The 5,673-nt window shown below is 46.7% G+C and carries 5 protein-coding genes; 4 read left to right on the top strand and 1 reads right to left on the bottom strand.

The features are described from left to right. Together VN429_RS11270 and VN429_RS11265 are read left to right on the top strand one after the other, a co-directional pair. The coding region (locus VN429_RS11270; RefSeq protein ID WP_325633359.1) for a molybdopterin oxidoreductase family protein at positions 1–1,487 on the top strand (1,487 nt) is incomplete at its 5' end. Positions 1,488–1,489: 2 nt separating this feature from the next. After that, positions 1,490–2,731: a Coenzyme F420 hydrogenase/dehydrogenase, beta subunit C-terminal domain gene (locus tag VN429_RS11265; RefSeq protein ID WP_325633357.1), complete on the top strand. Its 1,242-nt coding sequence runs from the start codon at positions 1,490–1,492 to the stop codon at positions 2,729–2,731. Positions 2,732–2,849: 118 nt separating this feature from the next. On the opposite strand, the gene VN429_RS11260 is transcribed toward VN429_RS11265, so the two are convergent. Beyond that, the gene (locus tag VN429_RS11260; RefSeq protein ID WP_325633355.1) at positions 2,850–3,197 is read right to left on the bottom strand and encodes a hypothetical protein; all 348 of its coding nucleotides are present in this window, start codon (positions 3,195–3,197) and stop codon (positions 2,850–2,852) included. 367 nt (positions 3,198–3,564) lie between these two features. Here VN429_RS11260 and VN429_RS11255 point away from each other — a divergent pair, with 367 nt between their 5' ends. Together VN429_RS11255 and VN429_RS11250 are read left to right on the top strand one after the other, a co-directional pair. Further along, entirely contained in the window at positions 3,565–4,992 is a 1,428-nt protein-coding gene (locus VN429_RS11255) for an MFS transporter (protein ID WP_325633353.1), read from the top strand. A gap of 20 nt (positions 4,993–5,012) precedes the next feature. Beyond that, positions 5,013–5,585, top strand: coding sequence for a hypothetical protein (locus VN429_RS11250; RefSeq protein WP_325633351.1), 573 nt, complete (start codon positions 5,013–5,015; stop codon positions 5,583–5,585). The last annotated feature ends 88 nt before the right edge of the window (positions 5,586–5,673 follow it).

Below are 5,673 nucleotides of genomic sequence, written 5' to 3'. Positions count from 1 at the left end.
TAATGCAACGGAGCGATGTAATGAACCTTAAATACGTCCAGACAACCTGTCCGTTCTGCGGAACTGGTTGTTCTATGAACCTTGCGGTTGTGGATGGGGTAGTATCAGGAACTCAGCCATACCACCGCTCACCTGTAAATGAGGGAAGACTCTGCATTAAGGGTGGGTTTTGTGAAGAGTATCTGAGCAGCCCCGACCGCATCAAGAAGCCATTGATTAGAAAAGACGGGCGTCTTCAGGAAGTATCCTGGGAAGAGGCAATTTCTTTCACAGCACAAAAACTCAAAGAATTCAAACCCGATGAAGTGGCATGCATTGCATCAGCCAGAACCACCAATGAAGACATCTATGCAATGGTCAAACTTGCAAAAGATGTTATTAAGACTGGGAACATTGACAACACACAGAGTTGTCTCAACTCTGCCATTGGGATAGGAATCTCAAAATCAGTAGGATTTGATGCATCCACCTGCTCAATCGACTCTATCCTTTCAGCAAAAGTGATCGTAGTTGTCGGTGCTAACCTGTACGTTCAGAATCCAATTCTTATCAGTCAGATAACATCAGCAAAGAAATCTGGTGCAAAGATTCTGTATGCATCTTCAACAGCAAATCCAACCGGAAACCTCGCTGATGAAGCCGTAACCTACAAGGAATCAGCCGGAACTGCATTCATCAATGCAGTCGCAGCTGAAGTCATCAAGTCAGGCAAGTACGACAAGGCTGCTGAGAAGATTGCAGGATTTGCTGATTTCAAGAAGTCAGTTGCATCAGCAACAGCAGATGCAGCCGGTGTATCTGAAGAGTCTATCAAATCAGCAGCAGAACTGATCACTTCTGGCAAGGGCATCTTTGCATTCTCACCAACTGCTCTTACAGAAGCCGGGTCACGTGCAATGGCAAACCTTGCAGTACTCACCGGTAACGCTGATGGAATATTAGTTCTCCGAAGCCGCAACAATGGCCAGGGAGCTGTTGATGTCGGAGCAGTTCCGGCAGAAGGAAGTGGATATGCAGCAGTCCTTGCAGGCAAGGCAAAAGCAGTCTACATGGCTGGAGATAGCCCAAAGGTCTGCGAGTGCGGATACCCTGAAACTATTGAGGCACTCAAGAAGGCAAGCCTTGTAATCTTACAGGATAGCCTTGCAGGACCATTCATGGATGTTGCCCATGTCGTACTTCCGGCTGCAGCTCTCCCTGAAAAGGACGGCACCCAGACCAACACAGAACGCAGAATCCAGCGTGTCCACAAAGCTGCCGATGCTCCAGAGCTGGCAACTGCCGACTGGAAGATCACAGCAGACATTGCAGCAGCAATGGGCAAGGACTTTGGATGGAAGTCCTGTGAGGATGTATTTGCAGAAATGATCGCATCAGTTCCGGCATACAAAGGTATCAGTCTGGAACAGACCGACAAACCAGAAGCAGTAATGATTAAAGAGTCCGCCAAGCCGGCCTTTACTGTTGCAGTTGACAAGGAGGCCTGAACATGGCAGCAAAAGGCGAGATGGTATATGCATGGGCAAAAGATGCAGAGACACTCAAGAAAGGAGAGTGTGGAGGAGCAATCACTGCCCTGCTGAAGTACGCACTTGAAAGCAAGACTGTTGATGCAGTTGTAGCAATCAAGAAGGGTAAAGATCTGTACGATGCAGTACCTGCCGTCATTACCGATCCTGCTGATATTCTCACAACTGCCGGGTCACTCCACTGTGGTACCCTTCTGCTTCCAAAGATCATCAAGAAGTACCTGAACGGTGCAAAAGACAGCAAGATCGCTGTTACCTGCAAGGGTTGCGATGCGATGGCCTTTTACGAGATGGCAAAGAGGAACCAGATCAACCTTGACAACGTCATTCTGATCGGTGTCAACTGCGGAGGATCTGTAAGCCCGGTTGATGCACGCCGGATGATCTCAGAGAAGTTCGAGGTTGACCCTGATGTTGTTCACAAGGAAGAGATCGACAAGGGTCAGTTCATCATCGAGTTCGAGGGCGGTCACAAGGGAATCAAGATCGAAGAACTTGAAGAAGAAGGGTACGGACGCAGGTCCAACTGCCGCCGCTGCAAGATGAAAGTTCCACGTCAGGCAGATCTTGCCTGTGGTAACTGGGGAGTCTTTGGCGAGAAGGCAGGAAAAGCAACCTTCATTGAGATCTGCTCTGAGAAGGGTGCAAATCTCCTGAATGGTGCCCAGTCCAAAGGAGCAATCGAGACCTGTGCACCAGACCCGAAGGGTATTGATATCAGGGGCAAAGTCGAGAAAGCAATGCTTAAACTCGGTGAAGAGTGGCGTCATCGCGACTTTGAAGGACTTGGTGCCGGAAAAGACCGTCTCCAGAAGATCATGAACGAGAGTTCACGGTGCATCAGATGCTACCAGTGTATCGACAACTGTCCAATCTGTTACTGTATCGAGTGCTCTACCAAGAAACCATGGTACATTCCGGAAGGCACAGTGCCACCAGGCTTCATGTTCCACCTGATCAGATTCGCACACATCTCTGACTCTTGTATCAACTGTGGTCAGTGTGAAGAACTCTGTGCAGTCGACATCCCGAATGCACTCTTCATGCATGCACAGCAGGTTGAACTCGAGAAGATGTTCAAGTATGTTCCAGGTCGTGACCTGAACCCGCCAATCCATGCACTTGCAGAGGAGAGGGCGGAGCGTGCACGTCTTGAGGCAACAGGTTCAGACATGATCTATGATAATGTCTTTTCCGAATAAACCATCATTTTTTTAAACTGTTCATCCAGGTATAGACCTCCAATTCTCTGGATACTTTTTTGTCAGAAGCATATACCCGGCAGGAAATCTAAAAAAGGACATTGTCTGGGTCACAGTTTTAGGAATACTGCTGATGAATCCTAATCAGCAGAAAAGTGATAGAGGCAGCATACAATACCTGAAGTACAAGGTTTGGTGTGATGTCAAGACAGGTAAAAATAATGACTGCATACACGGGGGTAAGCAATGAAACAAGGTCGAGTTTCTTTTTCTTTACCGCCAGGTAAGCAAGTACGATGGATCCTGCGATACAGCCCCAGAAGAAGGTTCCTGGATCTTCGATGATCCTCAGATCTGATAGAATCACTGCAACCACAATTCCTCCCCACACAAGTGCCAGAACTGCTGCTGATAATATCTTCTCTTTAAGCGAGAGTGATTTCAGAATCTGAAGATCGATATTCATGCTCCTGATCCATTCGTCTGGATAGTTTAAAGCCTCATGCAATTGGCAGGAAACTCAAAATAACATAGGCATTTCCCGAAGTAATCAGTATGTTTACAGTCAGGATACACACTCAGTTCTCTCATTTTTACCATACAATCGCTATTCAACTCGTGAAATGAGAATCCGATTGATAATCTTTAGGTATGAACACATGCCACCCGGGTATAGGATATCGATCCTGATTACTGATATTTTAGCCCTAAAATTTCATTTTCCAGGCCTAATTACCATTATATAGGAACATGCCGACTCTTAACTCTCATGACTTTGCGAAACCTGTTCTGCCTTCTTTGTCGTCGACTCAATTGTCTGAAGGTGTGACACTTTGTCTGAAACTGCTGAAACTGCAAAAAGGGATGCTGCGTTATGCCATCTTCTTGACTGTTCACATCTCACACCGACTCACTGGAGAATCTGGATCCTGTCGGCAATGGGAATTTTTCTCGACGGATATGACCTTTTTATTATCTCGATTGCTCTACCATTGATCATCCGGGACCTCTCACCAACCCCTCTTCTTTTGGGAGCTATCGGATCTGCTGCTGTCATTGGAGCTATTTTTGGTGCATCCGTGGGTGGTGTCCTTACAGACAGGTTCGGGAGAAAATCAATCTATATCGTCGATCTCTTCCTGTTCATCATTTTTTCATTCTGCTGCGGTATTGCTTGGGATATATCCTCGCTCATCATCTTCCGTCTGCTCCTTGGTGTGGGCGTAGGTGCTGACTACCCGATCTGTGCTTCATATGTCTCTGAGTTTATGCCAGTAGCGCTTAGAGGCAGAATGCTGATTGGAGCATTTGCATTTCAGGCAGTCGGGATGTTTACTGCTGCAGTCGTGGGTCTGGTCATTCTCTTCATGTATCCTGATCCGGCATCCTGGAGATGGATGCTGATATCAGGAGCAATTCCGGCAGTAATTGTTTTAATAGCAAGGGCAACTGTTCCGGAGAGTCCACGGTGGTACCTCGGACAGGGACTCTTCAGGCAGGCTGCCCGGGTTATCTGTCACTTAATACCAAATAAAGAGGACAAAATCAGAGATTGTGTTGCAAGGCAGGATAAAGAGCCTATCAATGCCACGAAAGAGCACTCTGAATTTTCAATTCTCTTTTCGAAAGAATATCGGAAGAGAACAATTCTCGCCACCATTCCCTGGTTTTTAATGGATGTAGCAATGTATGGTGTCGGCATATTTCTGCCGATATTGCTTGCAGGACTTCTCTTCACAAATAAAGGAGGAACTGGTCTTGATGAGATATACCAGTCCATAGCCGGATCTGCATTCCTTGATATATTCCTGCTTGCCGGTTTCCTGCTCAATATGCGATATGTTGACAAGATCGGGAGAATCAAACTTCAGATTTATGGTTTTCTCGGGATGACCCTCGGAATGCTCCTCATCCTGATGGCATGGATGTTTGGGAGCAACATCTATCTCATCTTCAGCGGGTTCATATTCTTCAACCTGCTTTTAAATTTGGGGCCTAATGCAACCACATTCATCCTGCCGGTTGAACTCTTTCCAACAAGGGTTCGCGGATCGGCTCACGGGCTGGCATCAGCAGTTGCAAAAGCCGGTGCTGCGGTTGGGATATTCCTTATCCCTATTGTTCAGGATATTGCAGGGATCGGAGGTGTGCTAGTGGTAATAGGGATTGTGTCACTTGCAGGACTTCTTGTCACTCTGATCTTCAGAATAGAGACGAAAGGACAATCACTTGATGATATTGATCCAGGAGTTTTTGGATAACACAAACAGGGGTACAACAGATGGATACTACATCAGAAATGGCGGGAGAAAGGATAGTCGCTGCTATCGGGCTTGCCCTAGGTCTGACAATAATCACCACGATCCTCGACCTGTTCGGATTTCACTTTCTCCTAACATCCAAAAACCCGGTGTTTTTTATCGGTATCGGATTTGTGGTGGTTATTGCAATCTGGTTCGGGTGGAAGGGAGTGCTCGCAGGATATCTCGGATGTTTTTTGGGTGCATTGCTTACACTGCCTATCGCCCCTGAATGGGTGTTTGTATTTGCGTTATCAGAAGGTGTGCAGGTTGCAGTCCCTGCACTTGCCTTCAGACTATCAGGTGCGAATCCAGCCCTCAGGTCTGTGAAAGATGTCTCTCTCTTTCTTATTTTCGGGTGCATCCTAAACACAATTCTTAGCGGGCTGATTGGGACTTATGTACTCTGTACAACCGGGGTTACTCCAGCCGGGCAGTTTATTTCGTTCTTCGAGATGTGGATTGTAGGAGATATGATGGCAATATTTATCATAAGCACGATACTTCTCAGTTTCGCAACTCCATACATGCGGGCAAAAGGCTGGATATCCTAACATTCACATTTTATCTGAATTCGGCGTGTATTCTCTAACTTATTTATCTTTCGGCCCCGATTCTGAATGCAGACCTTGTTAGCAGATC

Source organism: Methanospirillum sp., assembly GCF_035560735.1.
Classification (GTDB): Archaea; Halobacteriota; Methanomicrobia; order Methanomicrobiales; family Methanospirillaceae; genus Methanospirillum.
The sequence above is the reverse complement of the archived record's forward strand: the minus strand, read 5'-3'. Positions and strand labels throughout refer to the sequence as shown.